Here is a 23066-nt window from a genome sequence, read left to right as displayed (position 1 = left end):
CGGGCCGGTAACGATTCGGTAACATAGTTATCCCATGGTTCGTCGGCTCAAGATCATCGTTGCGCCGGAGATTGCCGGCAGCGCTCGGGGCTGGCGCTACTTCCCGGGCCAGGTCTTCATCGTGACCGTGGCCGCGCTCATCTACTTCGGGGTGCGGATGCTCACCAAAGGGGCGGAAGTCGCCGCGTTCAAAAACGCCTATGACCTGCTCACCTTCGAATCCACCCTCGGCTTGGACCTGGAGGCGTGGTCGCAGTCGGCCGTGCTCGACTACCACTGGCTGGTCACCTTCTTCAATTGGGTGTACATCTGGCTGCACTGGCCGGTGATCATCGGCGCTCTGCTGCTGCTGTACCACTACAACCGGAGCCGCTACACGCTGATGCGCAACGCCATGATCGTCTCGGGTGCGCTGGGCCTGGTGTTCTTCGCCTTCTTCCCGGTGGCCCCGCCCCGCTTCTTCGACGGGTTCACCGATACGGTCACCGAGCTGTCCACCTCCTACAAGTACCTCCAGCCCCCGTCGGTAGTGAACAAATACGCCGCTTTGCCCAGCTTCCACGTGGGATGGAATGTTCTGGCCGGGGTGATCTTGTTCCGCACCGTTCGGTCGATCCCGGTGCGGGTCTTCGCGGTGGCCTCCCCGCTGCTGATGTCAGTGGCCGTGGTGCTCACCGGCAACCACTGGGTGATCGACGGCTTCGTGGGCATCGCATTGGCCATGATCGGCCTGTACGTCGCCCACCGCCTCGGCTGGCTCACCCGCCGCTGGCAGGAAGAGGAGGCCGAGGAAGAAGATGTGGGCCCGGCGGGGATCGAACCCGCGACCGAGCGATTATGAGTCGCCTGCTCTGACCACTGAGCTACGGGCCCGCTGACAGCCTAGAGCGACACGCCCGTTGATCTGGTGCCGGTTTGGCTCCGGGGGTGAGACTCGAACTCACAACCTAGCGGTTAACAGCCGCTTGCTCTGCCGGTTGAGCTACCCCGGATCGACCTGTAATTTTACCCTGCCCACAAGCTGGCTCACTCATCCAATATGACGGCCAGCACCGAAATCACCACTAAGGGGACCCCGAGCCACTGCAACCCGCCAAGCTGCTCGTCGAACAAGAACCAGGCCCACAGCACAGCCAGGCCCGGCGCGGCCATGTTCAGCAGCGATATGGCCCGCAGGGGCACGAACCGGTGGCTGTAGTTGACCATCAGGTGGGCCAGACCGGCGGTGACCGCCATGGTGGCGGCCACCCCCCAGCTCCAGCCGTCGGAGATCACCAGGGGGTCGAACGACAGCAGGGAGATGGGCAGCATCAAGGCGGCGGCGATGGTGGACCATCCGGCCTGGTACTCCAAGGCGCTCAGGTGGTTGCGGGCAATGCGGGAGGCAATCAGATAGCCGGCGAAGGCGAACATGGCCACCACCGCCAGCACATCGCCGGACAGCGATCCCTCGCCGGAGCCCGCCGAGCGACCCAACAGCATCAGCACCATCCCGGCAATGGCCACCGGGGTAGCCAGGATCACCCGGTAGCTGATCCTCTCCTTGAAGACTCGGCTGGCGGCCCACAGCAAGAAGATGGGAGCGGTGGCCCCGACGACCATGGCGTTGGCCACCGAGGTGGTCTTGATGGCGGTGAAGAACGTGATCGCATTGACGGTGAACACCATCCCGCCGGCCAGGGAGTGGCGCAGCACTCGGCGGTCGAGCCGCCCGCCCCGCAGGTACAGCGCGGCCACCGCCCAGGCCGCCGCCCCGATCAGCCGCCAGAACGCGAACGGCAGCGCGCCGAACTCGTTGTCGCGGACGAAGACGGGTCCCCAGCTGAACAAGAAGATGCCGACGACCGCGGCCCACATGCCGAGGCCCTTTTGGGCTTTGGGTGTGCGGGGCCCGACCGCTCCCGGTTCCGAGGCAGGTGGCGACGAGCTAATGGTCGAACGCCGGCAAAACGTGGCGGCCGAGGAGTTCGATGGATTCCATGACCTTGTCGTGGGGGATGTTGTAGGGCTGCACCGCGCAGAACAGCAGGTCGGTGCCGATCTCCTCATAGCCCTTGGCCAGGCGGATCACCTGGTCGGGGTCGCCGATCAGCGCGGTGCCCATCTCCACCAGCCCCTCCAGGTTCATGGCCTCCTCGGCCATGCCGCTGTCGAGCATCTCGGTGATCGCGCCCAGGTACTGGAAGTCGTTGAACTCGAGGTTGCGGTCGGCCTGCCAGGCGGGCATCGACGCGGAGAGCTGCAACCCGGCGATGGGATACCACTCGAACGACTGCCGCCCCACCTCGTAGGCCTCGTCGGTGGTGGGCGCGCAGTGGACCATCGTGAAGCTGGCCACCCGGTTGTTGATGCGCCCGCCCACCGGGTCGGCGCAGTCGGCAATAGCACTGCGGTAGATGTCGATCTTGTTCTTCAGGTCGGGCATGGGCACGAACACACTGAACGACAGCAGCCCCATCCCCATGGACCCCACGATGTGGTGGGTCTCATCGCTGCCAGCCGCGGCCCACATGGGCGGGCACGGCTTCTGGAGGGGCTTGGGGATCACCCGACGCCGGGGCATCGACCAGTAATCGCCCTCGAAGCTGTACTCGTCGTTCATCCAGCAGCCGGCGATGTGGTTCACCGCTTCGGTCCACATGGCCCGGGTCTCGTTGGGGTCGATGCCGAATCCCTCCAGCTCGGCCCGGCTGTTGGACCGGCCGGTGCCGAACTCCACCCGGCCGCCGCTGATCACGTCCAGGGTGGCGGCCGACTCGGCCGAGCGCACCGGGTGGTTGTAGGGCTTGGGGGCGAGCCGCACTCCGTAGCCGATGCGGATGTTCTCGGTGCGGGCCGCGATGGCACCGTAGAGCACCTCGGGGTTGGAGCAATGGGAGTACTCCTCCAAAAAGTGGTGCTCCACCGTCCACACGCTGTCGAAGCCAAGTTTGTCGGCCAGGATTGCCTGCTCCAGCACCTCGGCGTAGGCCCGGCGCTCGCTGTCCTCGTCCCAGGGGCGGGGCACGGGGATCTCGTAGAACAGGGCGAACCTCATTGGCTGGACACTCCTATGAGTCGTTGGACGAGGCGATCAGGCTCAGCACCGCGTTGGGGTCGAGCGGCTGGCGGTTGGGGTACACCCCAAAGGGGGCCAGGGCGTCGGCTACCGCGTTGAACACCGCCGGGGGTGCTCCGATGGCCCCTCCCTCGCCAGTTCCCTTGTGCCCGCCGGGGGTATCGGAGGGCACCACCACGTGGCCGGTCTCCAACTCGGGTACTTCGGCCGCGGTGGGCACCAGATAGTCGAGGAACGTAGAGGCCAGCGGGTTGCCGCTCTCGTCGTACACCGCGTGCTCATAGAGCACGCCACCGATTCCCTGTACCACTCCCCCGGCGATTTGGCCGTCCACCACCATGGGGTTGATCAGGACCCCGCAGTCTTCGCTCACCACGTAGCGCAGCAGCGTGACCTTGCCGGTGCCCGGATCGAGCTCGCAGGTGCAGATGTGGCAGGCGTTGGAGTGGGTGTTGGGCGGTGCCTTGTAGCGGGCGGTGTGCTCAAGGCCGGCCTCCATGCCCTCGGGCAGCGCGTCGGAGTTCTGGTAGGCGGTGGCCGCCACCTGCGCCATGGTCATCGAGGCCGACGGCGTGCCCTTGACCGAGACAACTCCGTCGGCCACCTCCAAGTCGTCGGCGGAGGCCTCCATCAGGTGGGCGGCGATGGCCACCACCTTCTCTCGCACCCCTGAGGCCGCGCCCCGGGCCGCGCTCCCGGCGATGACCGCCGATCGGCTGCCGCCGGTGCCGAACCCGTAACCCGAGCCATGGCCCTGGTGCAGGGTCACGTCTTCGGGGCGCACCCCGAGTTCGTCGGCCACCAGTTGCGCGATGGTGGTCTCCAGGCTCTGGCCGTGGGAACCGGTGCCCATAAACACGTTGACGTGTCCGTCGACCTCCACCCGCAACATGGCCGACTCGGTGCCCAGCGGCCCCATGCCCATCGAGGTGGGCTCGATGTAGAGGGCCATGCCGAGGCCCAGATAGCGGCCCTCCTCGCGGGCTTTGGCCTGCTCGGCCCGGAAGTCGTCGTAGCCGATCATCTCGGCGGCCTGATCCAGGGTCTTCTCCGGGGAGATGGTGGTCTCGAAGAACAGACCGGTGGACACCTGATAGGGCAGGTCGTCGGGGGTCAACACATTGCGGCGGCGCAGCTCGAGGGGGTCCATGCCGATCTCTCGGGCCACCCGGTCGATCATCTGCTCGCGGGCCACGCTCTCCATCTGCCACGGTCCCCGATAGGCCCCTCGGCCGCAGGTGTTGGTGTACACCGTGCGGGCCCGCCAACTCACCGGTCCCATCCGGTACGGGCCGGGGTACAGCATGGTGGCCATGGCCCCCGGTGTAGCCGGGCCGCCCAGCGGATAGGCCCCGTCGTCTTCGAGTTGGTCCAAGTCGGCGGCCAAGAAGTTGCCGTCCTCGTCCACCGCCATGGTGACCGCCATCTGCTCGATGCGGGCGTGGTTGGAGGCCAGCAGGTTCTCCCGCCGGTCTTCGATCCACTTGACCGGGCTGGCCAGGAGCTTGGCCGCCACCAGCACCGCCATGTCCTCGCGGCCCAAGAACATCTTCTGGCCGAAACCGCCGCCCACATCTCCGAAGTTCACCACCATCTTGTGCTCGCCGATGCCCAGCACCCGGGCGCCGACGAGCTGCAGCTCATGGGGGCTCTGGGTGGAGGCCCACACCTCCATCACCCCGGCGTGGGGCTGCCAGGAGGCCACGATGCCCCGAGTCTCCATGGGCACGTTGGTCTGGCGATGCTGGTGCCAAGTCTCGGTGATGATGTGGGCCGCGTTCTCGAAGGCCTCCTGTTGGGCCGGATTGGGCACGGGCAGGTCGTGGGCCAGGTTGCTCCCCAACTCGGGATGGACGAGATCGTCGGATTCGGCCGCGGTTTCGTAGTCCACCACCGGGTCGAGCGGCTCGAACTCCACGTCGACCAGCTCGAGGGCGTCTTCGGCGATGTACCGGCTCTCGGCCACCACCATCACATAGGGGTCGCCCACGAAGCGCACATCTCCGTCGGCCAGCATGTTGGCCGGGGGCGCGGGTGACTCCGGCGGATGCAGCGAAGCTCGCAGCGAGTCGTTGTAGGAGTTCAGGTCGGCACCGGTGAAAACGGCGTGGACCCCGTCGAGCGCTTCGGCCGCCGAGGTGTCGAGACGGGTGATGGTGGCTCGGGCCAAGTCGCTGCGCCCGAAGGCGACATGGAGCATGCCGGGAAGCACAATGTCGTCCACATAGCGCCCGTGCCCGGTAACCAGGCGGGGATCCTCCAGCCGCTTGACCGACTGGCCGACATAGCGGGCGGCTGCTGCGCCTTGAGTCATGATTGCCCCCCCTTCATGACCGCGGCGGCTTGGCGGGTGGCGGCCACGATGCCCTGGTAGCCGGTGCAGCGGCAGAGGTTGCCGGAGATGCCGTGGCGGATCTCCTCGTCGGAGGGATCGGGGTTGGCCTCCAAGAAGGCGACCACCGACACCACGAAGCCGGGGGTGCAGAACCCGCACTGGAGGCCGTGGCAGTCGCGGAACGCCTCCTGCACCGGGTGAAGCGTCTCGTCGTCAGGGGCGAGCCCCTCCACGGTGGTGATGTCGGCCCCGTCGGCCTGCACGGCGAACAAGAGGCAGGAGCGCACCGCGTCGCCGTCCATCAGCACAGTGCACGAGCCGCACACCCCGTGCTCGCAGCCCAAATGCACGCCGGTGCACTGGGCCTGTTCCCGCAGGAAGTCGGCCAGCGTGAGCCGGGGCTCGCCCAGCCCTCGCCGGGTCCGGCCGTTGACCGTCATCGAAAGGGGAATCGGATCAGCCATTGCCAGCCTCCGTGCTCACTTGGGCCAGTGCATCGGCCAGCACCCGACCCACCAGGGTGGATCCGGCCTGGCGGCGATATTCGACGCTGGCGTGCACATCGCCGATGGGGTCCATGTCGTCGGCCGCCAGACGCCCGATCTCGGCGGGGTCGGCATCGGCGGCGGCCACCCCCATCAATGCCGCCTCCACCGACGACGCCCGCAGCGGGATGGCCCCGACGCCCAGCATGCCCACCGCAGCCCGGTTGATTCGGCCCGCCGCATCAGTGCCGATGCCCACCGCGGCGCCGGCCAAAGCGAAGTCGCCGCTGCGCCGGGCGATCTCATCGAAAGCGAACCCGGCCGGTTGGTCCCATGAGGGGAACCGGAGGGCCACCAGCAGCTCATCGGGGGCCACCGCGGTCATGAACGTGGAATCGAAGAACTCGGCGGCCGGCACCTCCCGGGTGCCCGATGCCGAGGCGATCTCGGCCACCCCGTCTAGGGCCAGCATCACCGCCGGATACTCCGACGCCGGGTCGGCGTGGGCGATGGAGCCGCCGATGGTGCCCCGGTTGCGGATCTGGAAATGGCCGATGTGGGGAGTGGCCATGTGCAGCAGCGGCACGCGATCGGCCACCGCCGCGTCGGTTTCGACGGCGGCCTGGCGGGTCATGGCCGCGATGCGGACACCGCCGTTGTCGGCGGTTACGCCGAACAGCTCGTCCACCCGATTCAAGTCCACGATGTGCTCGAAGCGGGTCAGGCGCATGGCCAGCAGGGGCACCAGGCTCTGGCCGCCGGCCAGGGGCTTGGCGTCATCACCGTGCTCGGCCAACAGCCCAACCACGTCGGCCACCGTCTCGGGAGCGTGGTATTCAAAAGGAGCAGGTTTCACCGCCGAGGACTGTAGCCCGATTGGTGAACAGACTCGCAGGCAAGCGGCTGCGGCAGCTTCAGATCGCTGGCGGGGCAGCAGCTAGTCGATTTCAGATAACCGACTGCTGAGGTGATCTGAAAGACTGAGGCGGTGACCGACGTAGCCGAGGAACTCCGCAGCTATTGGAACGACCGGGGACCGGTGTGGGTCGAGTATCGGGAGAGGCTGGATGGCATGCTGGCCCCCCTTGGGGAAGCCGCCATTGCCCGGCTGCATCCCGACCCCGGCGAGCACGTGCTGGACATCGGTTGCGGCACCGGCACCACCAGCCTGGAGCTGGCCCGACTGGTGGGCGACAGCGGTCACGTGACCGGAGTGGATGTGTCGGCCCCCATGCTCGATGAGGCCCGCCGCCGGGCCGCTGACGCCGGTTTGGCCAACACCTCGTTTGTGGTGGCCGATGCGGGTGCTCATCAGTTCGAGCCCCGCCACTATGACGGCGCCTTCTCCCGGATGGGGATCATGTTCTTCGCCGAGCCGGTGGCCGGATTCACCAATCTGAGGAGGGCGCTGCGGCCCGGCGGGCGCTTGAGCTTCGTCTGCTGGCGCTCGCCGAGCGAGAACTCCTGGGTCACCGAGCCGGGGCAGGCGGTAGCCGAGGTGCTGGGCCCGCCTGCGCCGATGGACCCCGACGCACCCGGGCCGTTCTCGTTGGCCTCGGCCAATCGGATCAGCTCAATCCTCACCGGGGCCGGGCTGGTAGACATCGACATCACCCCCCATGACCTGCCGCTGAGCATCGGCGATGGGACCACCGATGAGTTGGTCCGCTACTACATGGACCTCCTGCCCGGCACGGCCATTCCCGAGAACGCCGACGTACACGTGATCGACCGGGTCAAGGCCGCCCTCGGCGCCATGGTCGAGCGCCGCCGCACACCCGACGGAATCACCATGGGAGGGGCCGCCTGGATGGTCAGCGCCCGGGCCTAGCTGGAGCCGCTGGCCACCTGCGCTTGGCTTCTGGCTGCTTGAGTCAAGCGGCGGGCTTGGCGCCCGGCGAGTACCGAATACACCACGACCAGCACGGTGGCCGCGGCCATGTAGCCGTGCATCTCCCGCAGCCCGATCTGGTCGGCGAGGGCGCCGAGCGGGAATGCGATCAGGCTCTGGGCGCTGAAGGAGATCATGACCAGGCTCTGAACCCGGCCGTGGTACACCGGCTCGGACAGCAGCAGCGACATCGACATGTTGGTGGTTTGGAACGTGGTGGCCGCGCCGCCCAGCACGAACAGCACCGGCAGTGCCACCAGGTGATTGGGGGTGATGGCCAGAACGGCCACTCCGGCGGCCACCACGATCAGGCTGGTGATCCGCAGCCGCCAAAGCTGGGTGTTGTCGCGCATTCGGGCCACTTGGAGGGCGGTGACGGTGCCGCCGAGGGCGTTGGCCCCCTGGAGAACGCCCAGCCACAGCGCTCCCACCCCGAACACGCTCTCGGTGTACTTGGGCAGAAACGCCAGATAGGGCATGGCCACCAGCAGCATGAGCGCGGTGGAGATCACCACCACCCGCAGATAGGGGCTCCGGGCGACGTAGGCCACTCCCTCGGCGATCTCCTCGAAGGGGCTATGGGCCTCTAGCCGCTCAGGCCGCGACGTGGGAAGCAGGAGTACCGGGATGGTCCCCACTGCGGTGAGGCCCGCGCTCAGCAGGTACACCCCGGCCAGCCCGAAATTGGGCGTGTCGGCCAGAAATCCGGCCAGGGCTGGCCCAACTGTTTGGGTGCTGGCCACGGTCAGCTGGGTGAGCGAGATGGCGTTGGACAGGAGTTCGCGTTCCACCACTTCGCCGGTCATGGCCATGCGGGCTGGACCCATGAACGCAAACGACGCCCCCTGGATGAGCGATGCCAGCAAGAGCATCCAGAACTCCTCCAGGCCCAACACCACCATGATCCCCAGCCACAATGCGCTGAAGGTGAGCGAGAGGTGGGAGCCGAGGATGAGGGCCCGGCGGGCGAACCGGTCGGCGGCCACTCCCCCGAACGGGGTGACGGTGACCATGCCGATGCCGAAGGCCAGCAGCACCAGGGCGAAGCTGGAGTTGCTGTCGGTGAGCTGGATGGCCAGCCACCCCCGGGCCAGGATCTGCATGCCCACGGCGAGGAAGGCCACCAGCCCCGACCACCACAACATGGCGTAGTCCCGGTTGGACAGCGACGCGAATATCCCCGAGGCAGAGGCAGGGGCGACGTCGCTCACACTGCGACGGTACCGGCCCTCGGCTTCCGACGCGGCACCTGCCGCCCCGCTGCCGTAGCTTCAAGCCATGTCTGATCGAGGAACAGCTGAAGAGACCAAAGCCGTGCTGCGGCGGTGGTACGACGAGATGTGGGGGGCGCAGAACCCGGACTTGGTGCCGGAGTTGGCCGGGCCGGTCTACGTCCGCCACGAGATGGGCGGCACCCGATCAGTGACCGCCGAGGAGTACCAGCAGCAGGTGGCCGCGCTGTGCAGCCAGGCCGAGTTCACCGACCTGCGCTACCGGCTCATCGCCGAAGACGACCACGTCGTGGCCATCGGCACCTGGAAAGTGGACGGCAACCAGTGGGACTGGGTGCAGGCCTTTCGGGCCGAGAACGGCAAGCTGGTGGAGACCTGGCTGTCGGGCATCGGCTTCGAGTCCAACTGGGCCCCCGAGGTGATCCGCCCCTGATTGTCTTGTGATGTTCAAGTGGGGTTCGTACCCGCGTTGACACGGAGAAGTCTCCTCGTGGCAGTGTGTCGCGGGCGTCAAACCGATGAGGTGCCGACCGGTTGACCCCCTTGGGAATCCAACAACGACGAAGGAGTCGATCAGTGAGAATCCGACGGTTTGTGTGGGCATTGATCACGTTGGGGCTGGTTACCGCCCTGTTGGGCGCGGTAGCGGCCAATGCGCAAGATGACGGTGACGCGGCCTCTGACAGCGGCGATCTGAAGCTGGTGATCCTGCATCACAACGACGGCGAGTCGCAGCTGGTGCAAGCGTCATCGGATCTGCCCGATTACGGCGGCGCGGCCCGCTTCGCCACCCTGGTCCACCAACTGCGAACCCAGGCCACCGACGACGGTGCAGCGGTGATCACCATCAGCTCGGGCGACAACCTTTTGAGCGGCCCCGAGCTGTCGGCCAGCTTGGATGAGGATGGCCCGTTCTACGACGCGCTGGCCCTCAACCTCATCGGCTACGACGCCCTCACCATCGGCAACCACGAGTTCGACCGGGGCCCCGACTTCCTCGCCCGGTTCATCTCCGAGATCAACGCCCCGTTGATCAGCGCCAACCTGGACTTCTCCGAGGAGCCGGTTTTGGCCGCGCTGGTGGATGAGGGCCGGATCGCCAAGTCGGTGGTGGTGGAGAAGCAGGGCCGGCGCGTCGGCATCATCGGTGCCACTACGACCGGTCTCCCCTTCATCTCCAGCCCCCGCAATGTGGCGGTGATGTCCAATGTGGGCGAGGTTGTGCAGGCCGAGATCGACCGCCTCACCGGCGACGGTGTGGACATCATCGTGCTGTCCACCCACTTGCAGGCCTTGAGCGCCGAGACTGCGCTGGCTGCTGAGCTCACCGGTGTGGATGTCATCGTGGCCGGCGGCAGCAGCGCGCTGTTGGCCGACGACAGCACTGTGCTGCTGCCCGGCGACGGCGATCCCTACGGCCCCTACCCCCTTACCGCCACCCAGGCCGACGGGACCAGCGTGCCGGTGGTGACCACGCCGGGCGACTACACCTACGTGGGCCGGCTCGTCCTCACCATCGACGCCGACGGAAACGTGGCCGCCATCGACGAAACCAGCGGGCTGCGGCGGGTGGCCGGCGGCAGCGAGTCCGACGCGGTGGAGCCCCATCCCGACGTGGTGGCCCAGGTGACCACCCCCGTGGCCGCCGCTCTCGAAGAGCTGGCCGCCGTCCCGGTGGGCACCACCGAGGTGCCCCTCGATGGCCGCCGCTCGCCGGGCATCCGCACCCATGAGACCAACCAGGGCAACCTGGTGGCCGACGCCCTGCTGTGGAACGGGCAGCGGCTGGCCGCCGACTTCGGCGTGCCCCAGCCGGTGATAGCCCTCCAAAACGGGGGCGGGATCCGCAACGACTCGGTGATCCCGGTGGGGCCGATCAGCCTGCTGGAGACGTTCAACGTCTCCCCGTTCGGCAACTTGATCACCGTGATCGAAGACGTGTCAGCCGCACAGGTGAAGGTGCTGTTGGAGAACGCCGTATCGGGGCACTCCAGCGGCCGCTTTGCCCAAGTGGCCGGTCTGAGCTTCGTCTACGACCCTGCGGGCACCCCCCAGGAGATCGATGACGACACCGTGACCACCGAGGGCTCCCGAGTGCAGTCGATCACCCTGGATGACGGCACCGCGCTGGTGAGCGACGGCGCCGTGGTGGACGGCGCCCCCGCAATCGCCCTGGTAACGCTCGACTTCCTGGCCAACGGCGGCGACCAATACCTGTTCGGCGACGGCCCCCGCACCCACCTGGGCCTCACCGACCAGCAGTCGCTGGCCACCTACATCAGCGACGGCCTCAACGGCACCATCACCCCCGCCGATTACCCCGAAGCCGGCCAAGGCCGGATAACCGCAGTGGCCACCGACATGGATGACACGGACGACGGCATGGCCGATGACATGGACGACGGCACCATGGACGAGCTCCCCGCTACCGGCGTAGAAAGCCGCCCCCTCCTCCTCACCGGCGCCGCCCTGATCATCGCCGGCCTCCTCCTAGCCGGCATCTCCCAGCTCCTGTCATCCTCCCGACGCCGCAAGCGGTTCACCATCTAACCCCTCAAAGCCAACCCACCACCGACCCCCGCCCAAGGGCGGCCTGCCCCAATCTCAGCTAGCCACCCCTCCGGCGGCTTGGGCTGGCGGCTCCTCATTTCGTTGATGGGAGAACTCCGAAGCCGGTGGCACAACAGCGCTGCTCAAGAGATAGTTCTGGAGCCGCCAGTCCACGATCTCAAAGGCCATTTCCTCAAAGACATCTTGATTCTCTTCGGGCACCGAGAATGTTGGTGCCATCGTTCCGCCGTCTTCACCGGATTCGTGGCTGAACAGGGACTTGCCTGGCTTGTTGGACAGGTGCTCAAGCGGCCACTTCAACCAGTAGGCCCGCCACTTCTCAGCCGACACCTCATCCAAGTTGGGGATCTCCTTGATCTGGATGTCAGCCCGGAGCCGGCGGTCTTCCCGAATTGCCCGTAGGGACCGTTCTGCCACCTGAGCCACCGAAACCGGCTCGAATGCCCCTCCTAACTCAAGCATTGCCTGCAACGCCACCAACTTGTAGGACTTGGTGATGGGCTCTGTTTCCAGCGCTCTCAACACGGTCCCAACCTCATCGACAGCTATCTGATGGTCATCAGATAGCAACTCTTGGCGGCTCAGATAGCGATGCCAACCCCCCGCCCGCTTGATCGGACCGCTCCCCGGCTTGATCCCCTGGGAACGTGATGCTTGTGCTGCGGTGGGTCTCGTATCGTGCTCTTCCAAGTAGTTGCGGCAAAATTCTTCCAACGCCGCTGCTTCCTCGCGAACGGTTGATCGCCTCCTGTCAGCCCGCTGAAAGAGCATCTGACGCAGCAGTTCCACTGCCCTCAACTCGAACTCCACCGAGCATCCTGGAGGCAACTCGAAGTCCCCACTTTCGATCACCTCATCCAGTGCTCTGTCTGACCGTCTGCCTTCCGCCGAACTCAAATCCAAGAGGACTCTGGGCTTCATCAAGAAGCTGTGGTGGTTTCCCACGAAGTCGATCACCTGAAGCGCTGTTTTGTCCTCGGAAAGGCGAAGCCCCCGTCCGAGCTGTTGCATAAAGATCACAGGTGAATCGGTGGGCCGCAGCATCAGGACCGTGCCGATCTCTGGGACGTCGACGCCTTCGTTGAACACGTCAACTGCGAACAGCACTTGGATTGCCCCATTCCGAAGGTCCTCGACCGCGCTCTGGCGAGGGGCCGAGTGCGGGCCGCTGTGCACGGAAACAGACCGCACTCCCCTTCGGTTGAAGAACTCTGCCATGAACTCGGCGTGAGCGATGGTCGTGCAGAACGCCAGCGTCGGGCCGGTTGCCCTTTCCCGCCATTCTGCCAGCGCCTGTTCGGCCCGCTGCTCGGTCTCGATGGCCTCGGCCAGCTTTTCGGGATCGAAGCGGCCACTGCGCCATGGGATTGGGGCGTAATCAGCTACGTCTTTGATTCCCCAATACTGGAAGGGCACCAGCCGCTCCTGCCTGATGCCCTCAACCAGATCGCATTCGAACACCAGGTTGTTGCCGCAGAGCGCGAGCAAGTCTGCGCCGTCGAGCCGGTCAGGCGTGGCGGTAAGGCCGAGCAGGAACTTCGGGCGGAAGCTCTCAATGGCCCGGCGATAGGTGGGGGCGGCGGCGTGGTGGAACTCGTCGACCACCACATAGTCGAACCGGTCAGACTCAAAGCGGTTGAGGTGTCGGTGCAGCGTTTGAATGCTGGCAAATACCACGTCGGCCTCGGAGTCTTTGTCAGCACCCAAGAAGAACCCAAATCGGCCCTCGGGCCGCACTTGGCGAAACGCGTCCCGGCTCTGGCGTAAAATCTCCTCTCGATGGGCAATGAACAGGACCCGGCGGAACTCGGGGCGACTGCTGTCGAACGCAGCTAGCAATGTCTTTCCCAGCCCAGTGGCCATAACCACCAAACCACGGCGATAGCCCCGGTCCCTTGTCTCTTCCAAAGCTCTGAGCGCTTCGACCTGAACAGGCCATGGACTGACCGGCTGGCTAGGTGGCTCAATAGGGATACCTGCTTCGGGGGGTGGAGTACGGGGGATACTCTCAGGAGGTCGCTCTCTTCGGTATTTGGCAACCCAGCGGGCATCGACTGAGGCGCAACGGGGATCGGACCACAGCCGATCGAAACTCTCGACCAGCGGCCCAACATGGTCCACGCCCAGGTTCCATTCCACCCCGCTTCGTATGCCCGACCAGCTCAGATTGGAACTCCCCACGAATCCCCCGGCGACCGAGCTGTCGGTTGACCGGAACAAGTACGCCTTGGGATGGAACGACACCTTCGGATCGTGGAAGACCTTCACCTGAAGTTGGGCATCACTGAGATCGGGGCGATCAGCCAGATCTAGCAACTGAGTCAGGGCATCGGGATCGGTAATGGACAGATAATCAGTAGTGATGATCCGAACCCACGCTCCCCGCTGAAGCGCAGCCTCCAGGTGGCCGGCGATGAGTTTCACGCCACTCTTCATGATGAAGGAGACGGCCAAATCGACCTGGTCGATCTCAGGGTTGATCAGCCAGCGCAGGATCTCCAGGTGAAGATGCCGGTCATCAAACCCGTCCAGCAACAGCGGCTGCCCATCGACAAAGGGACTTCCGCCGGGAGCGCTCGCCCTTCCTGCGTCCCCCTCCGACACAGCCGGCACCCTACCCAATGTTCCGTTCCGTTAGCCGAGACGAACGATCTCGGGCGGAGGGATACCTAAAGAAAACTCAAGCAATTCTGATGGTAAAGAGATACTGTCACTGCCTTCAATATCATTGTTGTATGGATATTGGGGCTGTGACCTGCGGGAATCCTGGGAGTGGCGTGCATGTTGATGCCGTTGACGTGGCCGGGCTAGACGACTCAGCATTGGATGTTCGGCTACGGCACATTGGGCAGGCTCGCAATCGGTTGGAGGGGTTTTTGGCTGAGGTGGTGGCTGAGAAGACCAGGCGCAGCAGCTCCTTTGACGCTGCGAACTCCTTGAGGGCCGAGCTGCGGCAGTCGAGGCATCAGGCTGATCGGACGCTGCGTGAGGCCGAGCAGTTGGACAAGCTGTCGGCTACCCGGGACGCGTTGGTGGACAGTCGGATCAATTCGGAGCACGCTCGGATTCTGGGGACTGCGGCGCAGAATGGGCCGTTGGATGAGGCCAAGATGCTGGAGGCGGCTGAGACGCAGTCGCCGGAGCAGTTGCGCAAGACGGTGCGCGACCATCAGAACGAGTTGGCTGGCGATGATGGGGCCAAGCGGTTTGAGCGCCAGCGCAGGGCCCGCACGGCCAGCTTCTCTTTGCGAGACGACGGGATGTGGCAGCTTTTCGCCTTGTTCGACCCGGTTGCGGCGGCGCGGATCCGCAAGGCGCTGAACAAGGCGACCGACGACGACTGGCGGGCCGACAACCGCCGCGAGCACACCGCCGATCGTCACCGCCGGGCCGATGCTTTGGAGCGCCTCATCACCCGCACGATCTCTGCTGACGGAAGCGAGCAGCCTCAGGGCGCCACGCTGTTGTTGATGGCCGACTACGACTTGGTGGACGACAAGCTGGGTCGCCCTCGTCTGGCCGATGGCACCCCGCTTCCGCCAAACGAGTTCCACAGGCTGGCCTGCGACGCCGACATCTTGTGCGGCCTGTTCAAAGAAGCAAGCACTGAGCCCATCTGGATGGGATCAACCAGCCGCCACCCCAACTTCGCCCTGCGGGCCGCCCTCGAAGCCCGAGACGGCGGATGCATCGGCTGCCGGAAGGAACCGGAATGGTGCGTGTCACACCACATCGTGGAATGGCAACACGGAGGCCCCACCCAACCCGACAACCTCGTGCTCGTATGCCACGACTGCCACCAAAAAGTCCACCACCGAAACTGGGCCATCGAAAAACACCCCGACACCGGACGCCGATACCTGCGACCCCCTTGGCAAGAGCCTCCCAAACCTCCGGCGGTAGTCCCTACACCCCTGCGGATGTAGACGTGCGCAGATTCAGCAATCAGCCACTGACATGAGGGCGTAGCACATTTGATCGCGGCCACCGTCGCTGAGAGCTCCTATCTGATGGGTTAGCTGAGACTGTGGTATTGAGATGAGATTGTCGAACGTGGCAACGCTGTCATATCTCAGCCCTTGTTCGCGGCCGACAGAAATCACTGTCTGAGCAGAATGAAGCGTCCTCGTGATGGGGGCCACTACAACTTTGTTCAGATGAGAAATAGCCCAGTTGCGGGAAATGACTATTACGGGGCGTGGATCCTCAAATGGCTGCTCCATGAGCCAGATATCACCCTGCCTCATCAGCTCCCCGTGCTAGCTGGTGTGTGGCGGGGAGGACCATCTGCAATGGGAATGCCTTCTTCGATGGCCACGGACTCCGGGACTACATCGCCATCCTCAGTCCAGACCCAATTCTCGAATACGTATTCGGGCGGCTGGCGTTCAAACTCGGCGATCTCCTCGTCGATGCGGCGGGATCGGCCAACGACATGGGCCAAGCGCTCTACTGCTCGACGGATTGCTTCGGGACGAGTGACGCCGACCTCTTCGGCCACCAGGCGGTCGATCGCCTCATGCTGCGCTTTGCTGAACTCCAACCGGATTCTAGGAATCGCCTCGATTCGGTCCAGGCTGGGGCGGGGAGGGCATTGGGCAATGGGGATGCTCCGCTCTTCGGCTACCTGTTCCGGGATGCACCGACCATCCTCCGTCCACACCCACCGCTCGCGTCCGGCTAGGGCTATTTCTACGGCCACAGTCGAGATCCCCTCGGGTTCTATTTGGCGCTGCTGGCGATTGGCCTGCTCGACCTCCAGATTGGTCCGCATCCGACAGATGGCCTCGTCCAGACTCTCCACTGCCAGGCGGATCACCTCGGGGCGGGACTCCCTTACTCCTTCCGCTACAAGGCGGTCAATCGCTTCGACCTGCTTCTTGCTGAACCGCACTAGTACCGGCGTTGCCACCTGACAAGTATGCCCATACCAGGACTGGTTCAGTCAAGAGTCTTTTATGATTATTCAGTTATTTTCAGTCCTAAAACTCAGCAGTGCGGGGTGCTGGCATGAAGTTGTCATAGGCGTCGGTAGGGTTGTTGGTATGGAATCTAGGGTTGTGACCTGCGGGGATGCGGGGGGCGGTGGGTATGCGGGTGCTTTGGGTGGGGTCGGGTGATGGGGCAGCAGGATGAGCGGTGGTATGCGGGGCGTTGGCAGCGGCGCAGCGAGCAGAATGAGCAGGCTTGGCAGGAGGCTGTGGTGAAGGTGGAGCGGTTGGCTGACGAGGGCGGGTTGTCAACTGGGAAGCGGGAGAAAGCGATGTTGGTATACCGGCAGCATCTGTTGGGCTGGCGCGACCAATGATGGGCCGCAGGCCAGACTACGAGCCCATGGGCTGGAGTTCGTCTTCTAGGCCTTCTTCTTCTCGCACCAGGTTCCAGCCGAAGCGTTCGGCTAGGGCTTCGCGGCCTTCGTCGGGGCCGCTGGCGATGATCTCGTCGCCGGCGTACAGCGCGGCGCTGCCCCCGGGGCGGTAGATGTAGCGGCCGGCCCGGCGGATGGCTAGCACGGTAAAACCGGGCTCGATGTTGAGGGCCAGCTCTTTGAGCGAGGTCCCGTCGGCGCCGCTGAGGCGGGCCACGGGCAGCTCGACCACCACCTCGTCGGAGTCGCCGAGGGCGATCTCCAAGATGGGGTGGACCTCTTCGCCGAGCTCCACCAGCGAGATCATCTGGCGGGCCTGATCGCCGATGTCCTCGGCGGCTTGGCCGAGGTGAAGCAGTCCCCGCAGCGGTGAGGGGTCGATGTTGTTGGACGCGGCCCGCAGCACCCACAGCTCCAACTGGTGGTTCATCTCGTCGAGGCGTCCCTCCAGAAGCCGCACCTGGGCGGCCAAGCCCCGATCCTTGAGGACCAGCGCCGAGTAGGCCAGCCCTACCGCGGCCTCCGACAGGTCTTTCATCTCCACCAGCACGTCCACCGCCCGATCCAGATCCGAGATCCAGGGATCCTCGGGGGCCACCGGCTCCTCCCACATGGGCGCGGCGGCCAGCTGGTGCAGGCGCATGATCCCATCGGGCGAGCCCCGCAGGAACAGCACGTCGCCGGGCATCATGAGCTGGTCGCCACGCACGTCGGTGATCCAGCTGCGTTCCCGCCGGATGGCCATGACCCGCATCCCGGCCACCACGGGCAGCTCCAAATCGCCGAGGGGCCGGCGCACCATATGGGAGCCCTCGTGGACCACCAAGCGGTGCGATATCTCCTCGGCGCTGGACAAATGGGCCACCAGCTCGGCGGGAATCCCCAAGCGGCGGGTCACGATCCGGGAGATGTCCACCGCATCGTTGGCGATCCGCTCGATGGCGCTGATCACCTGGAGCACCGACGACATGCCGTCGGCCTCGCGGGGATGGCGAACCGCCATGATGCACACCGCCCGCATGTCTTTGACCAGCTCGGTCATCTGCACTTCGAGTTCGTCCACCTCGGTGGCCATGTCCGGGTCGCCGAAGTACAGGGCGGCGTAGGCCAAATCGACCATCAGCTCGGAGAGGTCCTTGGCCTCGGCGAGCATGGCCCGAAGGTTGCGGGGTTTATCGTCCATTGTCAGGTCTCTCCAAGATAGCCATCAGCACTGGAATCAGTCATTTGCCTTTCACCCCGCCCCAACAGCCTCGATGGCGAACACCAGCGTGAGGGCGCCCACCAAATCGAGCACCGCGGTCACCGTCGGGATGCCCACGCTGTCGGGATCGATTCCGAAGCGGACGGCGGCAATGGTCCCGTAGTAGGCCACGGCCACCACCACGACCACCGCCAGGATTCCGCCGATCAGCGCCACCCCCACCAGCCGTCCCACCCCCGGCCCGGCCAGATCGACCAGCGATCCCGCTCCCTGCGACACCAGGGCCACGATCACGAATACCGGCAGCGCCAGCCCGATGGTCACCCCCACATCGGTGCGAGCTCCCCGATGGGGCACAACCGAGGGGCCGATCAAACCCAGGTGGAGCTTGCTGGACAGCCGATTGGTCAAGATGCCGCCCAGGGCGCCGGCGGTGGCCAGGAAGCCGGGAATCAGAACCAGCAGCACGGGGCGCTCGGAGAACACCTCGAATCGGTTCTCCACCGTCACCCCGGCCATCAGCGACAAGAATCCGGCTAGCACCAGCACCGGGATCGACTCCCTCAGAACGGTCCGCAGTTCGGGGGCCTTGGAGCGGAGCGCGGCGGCCGACGATACAACCGTGACGGCCGCCAACAGCCCGGCGATCACCGGGGTGACGGTGTCGATTCGCACCAGGTAGGAGGCCAAGATGAGCGCGGGCAGCGCCAGCACGTCGCCGGCTGCGGTCACCATGGGGGCGGTCACGTTGTCGGGGTCGAGCCCCCAGCGCACCGATCCGGTGGCCATGCCCAGCGTCACCAGCAGCACGAACACCGACGCCAGCATCCCGCCCACCACCGAGATGACCACGTAGTCGGCCACGCCGATGGCGTTCTCCACCCCGAGATTCGACGCCATCGCCGAGGCCAAAAGGGCCAGCACCAGCGTCATAAGGAGCGTCAAGACCAGCGAGGCCCACACGTTTTGGCCCACCACGCTGGACGACCGCAGCGACAGCCGGAACGTGCCGGTGTGGATGGCGGTGCCCAGCCGACTGCCCAGTGCTCCGAAGATCTTCCCCGGAAGCGCAATGGCCGCCGGCACCAACAGCAGCAGCCCGGGCAGCTCGGCCAATCGCTCGTGGCTTCGGCCCAGCACCACACCGGCGACCACGCTGGTCACCGCCAGAATGCACAATGCCCCCAGTGATTGGCGCACGCCCCGGGGATCGGGGCCGAGCAGCCACACCCGGGGCAGGCGGATCTGCGCTTGGCGAACGCCGGAGAGGCCGAAGAGCCTCATGGCCGGGCTCGACGGGGTGATAGTGCTGTGACTGAAGGGGTACCGCGCCGCATTTCCCGGTACCCCCTGGCTATACCGCCGCGGCCTGGCCCAGTTGGCGCAACCGAATCTGGCAGTCGTCCCAGGCCTCGCCCAAGATGTCGGCCACCGGACGCACCTCGTCGATGCGGCCCATCACCTGGCCGCCGAAGGGGACGGCCACGTCCATCTGCCCACCGAAGTACTGGTCCATGAGCCGGTCGAGGCCGGGCATCTGCACCTGGTCGTGATGCTCCATCTCGGCGGTGAGCTCGGTGCGAAGCGCCCGCATGCCGGGACGGCCGAACCGGTTCAACAGCACGGTGTCGGTCTCGGCCGCAGCCACCACCGCCTGCTTCCAGTTGTCGTGCACCGGCGACTCGGCGGCCGACAGCATCCTGGTGCCCATCTGCACGCCGTCGGCCCCTAGAGCAAAGGCGGCCGCCATCGACACGCCGTCGCAGATCCCGCCCGCGGCGATCACCGGCACGTCCACTTCGGCCACAACCAGCGGGGCAAGCACCATGGTGGACGAGCCGTGGGGATTCTTGAACCCGCCGCCCTCCACTCCCTCCACGATGAGGCCATCGACGCCGGCGTCCACTGCTTTGAGAGCGCCGCGCAATGTGGGCACGACATGGAAAACAGTGATCCCGGCGTCTTTCAGCATCGCGGTGAACCGGTTGGGGTCGCCCGCCGAGGTGGTCACGAACGCCACTTCGTGCTCAATGACAAAATCGATGACCGTGGCATCGGGCACCAGCAGCTGGGCGATGTTCACGCCCCAGGGACGGTCGGTGAGGTCGCGCATTTTGGCGATCTCCACCTTGATGTCGTCAAGCTGGCCCGAGGAGGTTTCGATGATGCCCATGGCCCCGGCGTTGGACACTGCCGAGGCCAGCTGGGCCCGGGCGATGTAGCCCATCGGGGCCTGCACCACGGGGATGTCGATGTTCAGAAGCTCGGTGATGCGGGTCTTCATGGCGCCAGCCTCATTGCTAGTGGCGTCGGCAGAGAAATCACCGCCGCCGCCCCGGGCCGAAACCCCGGCGCCGGATCTCACGCAACAGGGGCGGCAGCGGACGACGCAGCGGGCGATAGAACAGCGGCAGCCGGTGGTAGGTAGAGGGCCGATCCGTGCTCCACTTGCCCGGCGGGGCCGAGGTGATGGAGGCCAGCCCCACCAGGCAGTCGTCGTAGTTCACCCGCCACCCGGCGTAGTCGCGCCACGCCTGATCGCGGTCTTCCACCACGGGCACTCCGGCTTGCTGGAGGGCCTCGTAGGTCTCGTAGAACTCGTGGCGGCGCACCGTGATGGGGGCCGTGGGCAACGGGTCGGGATCGTATTCGATGGCGAAGAACTCGGCGATGTTGCGCAGCGCCACGTACCCCGCCCGGATCATGAACGGCGCGGCAGGCGAATGGGGCACCGCCACTGTCGACAACATGATGGCGGCGCTGTCCAGGATGCAGCCGGCCGCGGTCACCCACGACCGGTCGGAGCGCACCGACCGGAAGTAGGCCAATGCGGGATAGGTCTGGTGGGTTTCTTCTATTTGGATGAACCAGTGCTCCCACTCGGTCCAGGTGTCCCCCATGTCTTCGAGGCCGCCGGTCTCGTGGGCCAGGATGATCATGGCCTCGGGCGTGGGCGGGGTTCCCGCTCTGATCTCCAGGCGGGCCACGGCCGCCTCCCGGGAGCTGAACGCGCTGTACATGGTGGGCAGGAAGCTGATCAAAAACGCCACGATGCCCAAGCCGATGAGCGCTTCGAACCCCGCAAGCGTCAGGGTGAAGAAGTCGGTGGTCACCCGATAGCCCAAGGTGGTAAGCGACCACCCGCTCAGGGTCAGGGCCTCGCGATAGGGGCGCACATCCAGCGCCCAGAACATCAGCGAGAACCCGTAGATCACCCCGGTGGCCCAAACCACCGGCAGAAACATGAGCGTGGTCGGGGCGTAGCGGGCTAGAAGCGCATCTTTGGCCTCATAGGTCTTTCTGCGGCGGGCGAGCACCGAGAACAGGATCCCCATGCCCACGTACACAAAGCGGATCAATAAGCTGCGCTCGGCTCGGGGCACCACCACGGTCTGGATGGCCGCGAGAAGCGTGCCCAATGCAACCAGCGCCCCGACTGTGAACACAATGGCTTCGCCCGGACCCATACGGGATAAAGACTACGGGACTGCTGGAGTGGCCTTGGTCAACACGGCCTACGCTTCTGCCATGGCGAAAATCCAGATCGGTCCGGAACTCACCAACGAAGCCCCGGTGGGAACGGCTATCGGACCAGTGCCGCCCCGGCGTACCCCCGTTGAGGTACCCACCCACCGATACATCTCCCCGGAGTGGGCCGAATTGGAGATGGCCCATGTGTGGCCCAAGGCGTGGCAGCTGGCCTGCACGGTGGACCATGTGCCCCAGCCGGGCGACTGGTTCGAGTACTCGGTGGGCAATCTCTCGGTGCTGGTGGTGCGGGGCGACGACGGGGTGCTGCGGGGGTTCCAGAACGTGTGCCGCCACCGGGGCAATGTGCTGTGCACCGGATCGGGGTCGGGGCTGACCGAGCTGCGCTGCATCTACCACCGGTGGAGCTGGACTTTGGACGGCAAGCTGCGGGAGGTGCCGTCGCGCCGGGGCTTCGGGGCCCTGCGCAACGACGACTACCCGCTGTTCCCGGTGCAGGTGGGCACATGGGGTCCGCTGGTGTTCGTGAACTTGGACATGGACGCCGAGCCCCTCGACGAGTACCTGGAGGCCATTCCCGGCCTTTTGGAGTGGGCTCGCATGGACGAGTACGCCTGCGCCTACGACCTCACCGTGCCGCTGCCGTGCAACTGGAAGACCCTCATTGAGGCGTTCAGCGAGACCTACCACGTACAGGGCATCCACCGGGAGATGCTGCCCAGCTGCGACGACGTCAACTCGGTGAACCGCCTCTACGGCCGCCACGGCTCACTGCACCAGCCCTACGGGGTGCCCAGCCCCCGGCTGCGCGACGGAGCCACCGACCAGGAGATATGGGAGTCCATCATCGTCACCCAAGGCGCTCGCTATGGCCAGGACTCCGAGAACCCGGGGCAATGCCCGCCGGTGCCCGACGGGGGTGGCGTGCGCGACGTGCTGGAGGAGCTGGTACGGGTCCAGACCGCCCAAAAGGGCCTCGATCTGGACAGCTTCGACCAATCGCAGATGCTGGACCTGTTCCAGTTCAACCTGTTCCCCAACATCACGGTGATCGTGATGTGCGACAGCATCACCGTGCTGCGGTCCCGCCCCGGCGACACCCCCGACGACGCCTACATGGACTTGCTGCATCTCGACCGGCGGTCGCCGGGCACCGAACGGGCCCAGCCGATGCAGGCTGTGATCCCCGCCGAGGAGGCCTCCATGAACCTGGTGTTCGACCAAGACCTGTCCAACCTCCAGCGAGCCCAGCGAGGCCTGCACCAACCCGGCCTCGACCACATCGTGTTGAGCCGCGAGGAGATGCGGATCATCAACCTCCACTACAACCTCGAAGAGTTCATCGGCATCCGCGAGCTCTCCGACGAGGCTGTAGCTGAGATTGAAGCCCTCAGAGCTCAGCCCGCCGCCATCGGCCCCGTCGTCGGTTAGAC

At 65.6% G+C, this 23066-nt stretch carries 20 protein-coding genes and 2 tRNA genes; 7 read left to right on the top strand and 15 right to left on the bottom strand.

Annotated elements, in window-relative coordinates; all coding sequences use genetic code 11:
- The first annotated feature begins 34 nt into the window (after positions 1–34).
- A complete protein-coding gene (locus ACOGJC_RS14785; protein ID WP_419848249.1) occupies positions 35–841 on the top strand; it encodes a phosphatase PAP2 family protein in 807 nt (268 codons plus the stop codon).
- Here the strand turns inward: ACOGJC_RS14785 and ACOGJC_RS14780 are convergent.
- The 7 genes from ACOGJC_RS14780 to ACOGJC_RS14750 all read right to left on the bottom strand — a co-directional run bounded on the left by ACOGJC_RS14780 (position 801) and on the right by ACOGJC_RS14750 (position 6734).
- Positions 801–873 (bottom strand) — tRNA-Ile (locus ACOGJC_RS14780). The two genes, ACOGJC_RS14785 and ACOGJC_RS14780, sit on opposite strands and share 41 nt — an antisense overlap.
- Positions 874–916: 43 nt before the next feature.
- Positions 917–992: transfer RNA gene (locus ACOGJC_RS14775), tRNA-Asn, on the bottom strand.
- Positions 993–1026: 34 nt separating this feature from the next.
- The gene (locus ACOGJC_RS14770) at positions 1027–1857 is read right to left on the bottom strand and encodes a DMT family transporter (RefSeq protein ID WP_419845759.1); all 831 of its coding nucleotides are present in this window, start codon (positions 1855–1857) and stop codon (positions 1027–1029) included.
- 70 nt (positions 1858–1927) lie between these two features.
- A complete protein-coding gene (locus tag ACOGJC_RS14765; protein WP_419845758.1) occupies positions 1928–3037 on the bottom strand; it encodes an LLM class flavin-dependent oxidoreductase in 1110 nt (369 codons plus the stop codon).
- Positions 3038–3050: 13 nt separating this feature from the next.
- Positions 3051–5372, bottom strand: a complete 2322-nt coding sequence (locus ACOGJC_RS14760; protein ID WP_419845757.1) for a xanthine dehydrogenase family protein molybdopterin-binding subunit — start codon at positions 5370–5372, stop codon at positions 3051–3053.
- A complete protein-coding gene (locus tag ACOGJC_RS14755; protein ID WP_419845756.1) occupies positions 5369–5857 on the bottom strand; it encodes a (2Fe-2S)-binding protein in 489 nt (162 codons plus the stop codon). The genes ACOGJC_RS14760 and ACOGJC_RS14755 overlap by 4 nt, the downstream gene beginning before the upstream one ends.
- Positions 5850–6734 (bottom strand): FAD binding domain-containing protein, encoded by an 885-nt coding sequence (locus tag ACOGJC_RS14750; RefSeq protein WP_419845755.1) that lies wholly within the window; start codon positions 6732–6734, stop codon positions 5850–5852. The genes ACOGJC_RS14755 and ACOGJC_RS14750 overlap by 8 nt, the downstream gene beginning before the upstream one ends.
- Positions 6735–6866: 132 nt before the next feature.
- On the opposite strand from ACOGJC_RS14750, the gene ACOGJC_RS14745 reads away from it, so the two are divergent.
- Positions 6867–7709, top strand: a complete 843-nt coding sequence (locus tag ACOGJC_RS14745) for a class I SAM-dependent methyltransferase (protein ID WP_419845754.1) — start codon at positions 6867–6869, stop codon at positions 7707–7709.
- Here the strand turns inward: ACOGJC_RS14745 and ACOGJC_RS14740 are convergent.
- A complete protein-coding gene (locus ACOGJC_RS14740) occupies positions 7706–8980 on the bottom strand; it encodes an MFS transporter (protein WP_419845753.1) in 1275 nt (424 codons plus the stop codon). The genes ACOGJC_RS14745 and ACOGJC_RS14740 overlap by 4 nt on opposite strands.
- 67 nt (positions 8981–9047) lie before the next feature.
- On the opposite strand from ACOGJC_RS14740, the gene ACOGJC_RS14735 reads away from it, so the two are divergent.
- Both ACOGJC_RS14735 and ACOGJC_RS14730 read left to right on the top strand, forming a co-directional pair.
- On the top strand, positions 9048–9434 hold the full coding sequence (locus tag ACOGJC_RS14735; protein ID WP_419845752.1) for a nuclear transport factor 2 family protein: 387 nt from the start codon (positions 9048–9050) through the stop codon (positions 9432–9434).
- 143 nt (positions 9435–9577) lie between these two features.
- Positions 9578–11551 (top strand): 5'-nucleotidase C-terminal domain-containing protein, encoded by a 1974-nt coding sequence (locus tag ACOGJC_RS14730; RefSeq protein WP_419845751.1) that lies wholly within the window; start codon positions 9578–9580, stop codon positions 11549–11551.
- A gap of 54 nt (positions 11552–11605) precedes the next feature.
- On the opposite strand, the gene ACOGJC_RS14725 is transcribed toward ACOGJC_RS14730, so the two are convergent.
- Positions 11606–14176, bottom strand: a complete 2571-nt coding sequence (locus ACOGJC_RS14725; protein WP_419845750.1) for a DEAD/DEAH box helicase family protein — start codon at positions 14174–14176, stop codon at positions 11606–11608.
- A gap of 131 nt (positions 14177–14307) precedes the next feature.
- Between ACOGJC_RS14725 and ACOGJC_RS14720 the strand changes: the two genes are divergently transcribed.
- Entirely contained in the window at positions 14308–15498 is a 1191-nt protein-coding gene (locus ACOGJC_RS14720) for a DUF222 domain-containing protein (RefSeq protein WP_419845749.1), read from the top strand.
- A gap of 12 nt (positions 15499–15510) precedes the next feature.
- On the opposite strand, the gene ACOGJC_RS14715 is transcribed toward ACOGJC_RS14720, so the two are convergent.
- Positions 15511–15819 carry a type II toxin-antitoxin system PemK/MazF family toxin gene (locus ACOGJC_RS14715; RefSeq protein ID WP_419845748.1) on the bottom strand — a complete coding sequence of 103 codons (309 nt, stop codon included), beginning with the start codon at positions 15817–15819 and terminating at the stop codon, positions 15511–15513.
- On the bottom strand, positions 15819–16484 hold the full coding sequence (locus tag ACOGJC_RS14710) for a ribbon-helix-helix domain-containing protein (RefSeq protein ID WP_419845747.1): 666 nt from the start codon (positions 16482–16484) through the stop codon (positions 15819–15821). Before ACOGJC_RS14710 ends, ACOGJC_RS14715 begins: the two co-directional genes overlap by 1 nt.
- Positions 16485–16691: 207 nt before the next feature.
- On the opposite strand from ACOGJC_RS14710, the gene ACOGJC_RS14705 reads away from it, so the two are divergent.
- The gene (locus ACOGJC_RS14705) at positions 16692–16880 is read left to right on the top strand and encodes a hypothetical protein (RefSeq protein ID WP_419845746.1); all 189 of its coding nucleotides are present in this window, start codon (positions 16692–16694) and stop codon (positions 16878–16880) included.
- Positions 16881–16896: 16 nt separating this feature from the next.
- Here the strand turns inward: ACOGJC_RS14705 and ACOGJC_RS14700 are convergent, their stop codons facing one another.
- The 4 genes from ACOGJC_RS14700 to ACOGJC_RS14685 all read right to left on the bottom strand — a co-directional run bounded on the left by ACOGJC_RS14700 (position 16897) and on the right by ACOGJC_RS14685 (position 21611).
- Positions 16897–18123 (bottom strand): potassium channel family protein, encoded by a 1227-nt coding sequence (locus ACOGJC_RS14700; protein WP_419845745.1) that lies wholly within the window; start codon positions 18121–18123, stop codon positions 16897–16899.
- Between the two features lie 51 nt (positions 18124–18174).
- The gene (locus ACOGJC_RS14695) at positions 18175–19428 is read right to left on the bottom strand and encodes a magnesium transporter (protein WP_419845744.1); all 1254 of its coding nucleotides are present in this window, start codon (positions 19426–19428) and stop codon (positions 18175–18177) included.
- 70 nt (positions 19429–19498) lie between these two features.
- Entirely contained in the window at positions 19499–20428 is a 930-nt protein-coding gene (locus tag ACOGJC_RS14690; RefSeq protein WP_419845743.1) for an NAD(P)H-dependent flavin oxidoreductase, read from the bottom strand.
- A gap of 37 nt (positions 20429–20465) precedes the next feature.
- Positions 20466–21611, bottom strand: coding sequence for a hypothetical protein (locus tag ACOGJC_RS14685; RefSeq protein WP_419845742.1), 1146 nt, complete (start codon positions 21609–21611; stop codon positions 20466–20468).
- A 61-nt stretch (positions 21612–21672) separates the two neighbouring features.
- Here ACOGJC_RS14685 and ACOGJC_RS14680 point away from each other — a divergent pair, with 61 nt between their 5' ends.
- A complete protein-coding gene (locus ACOGJC_RS14680) occupies positions 21673–23064 on the top strand; it encodes an aromatic ring-hydroxylating oxygenase subunit alpha (protein WP_419845741.1) in 1392 nt (463 codons plus the stop codon).
- Positions 23065–23066 lie beyond the last annotated feature (2 nt).

It is taken from the genome of Candidatus Poriferisocius sp. (assembly GCF_965204015.1).
GTDB lineage: Bacteria > Actinomycetota > Acidimicrobiia > Acidimicrobiales > Bin134 > Poriferisocius.
Note: the sequence above shows the minus strand (reverse complement) of the source record. Positions and strands in the feature narration are given on the sequence as shown.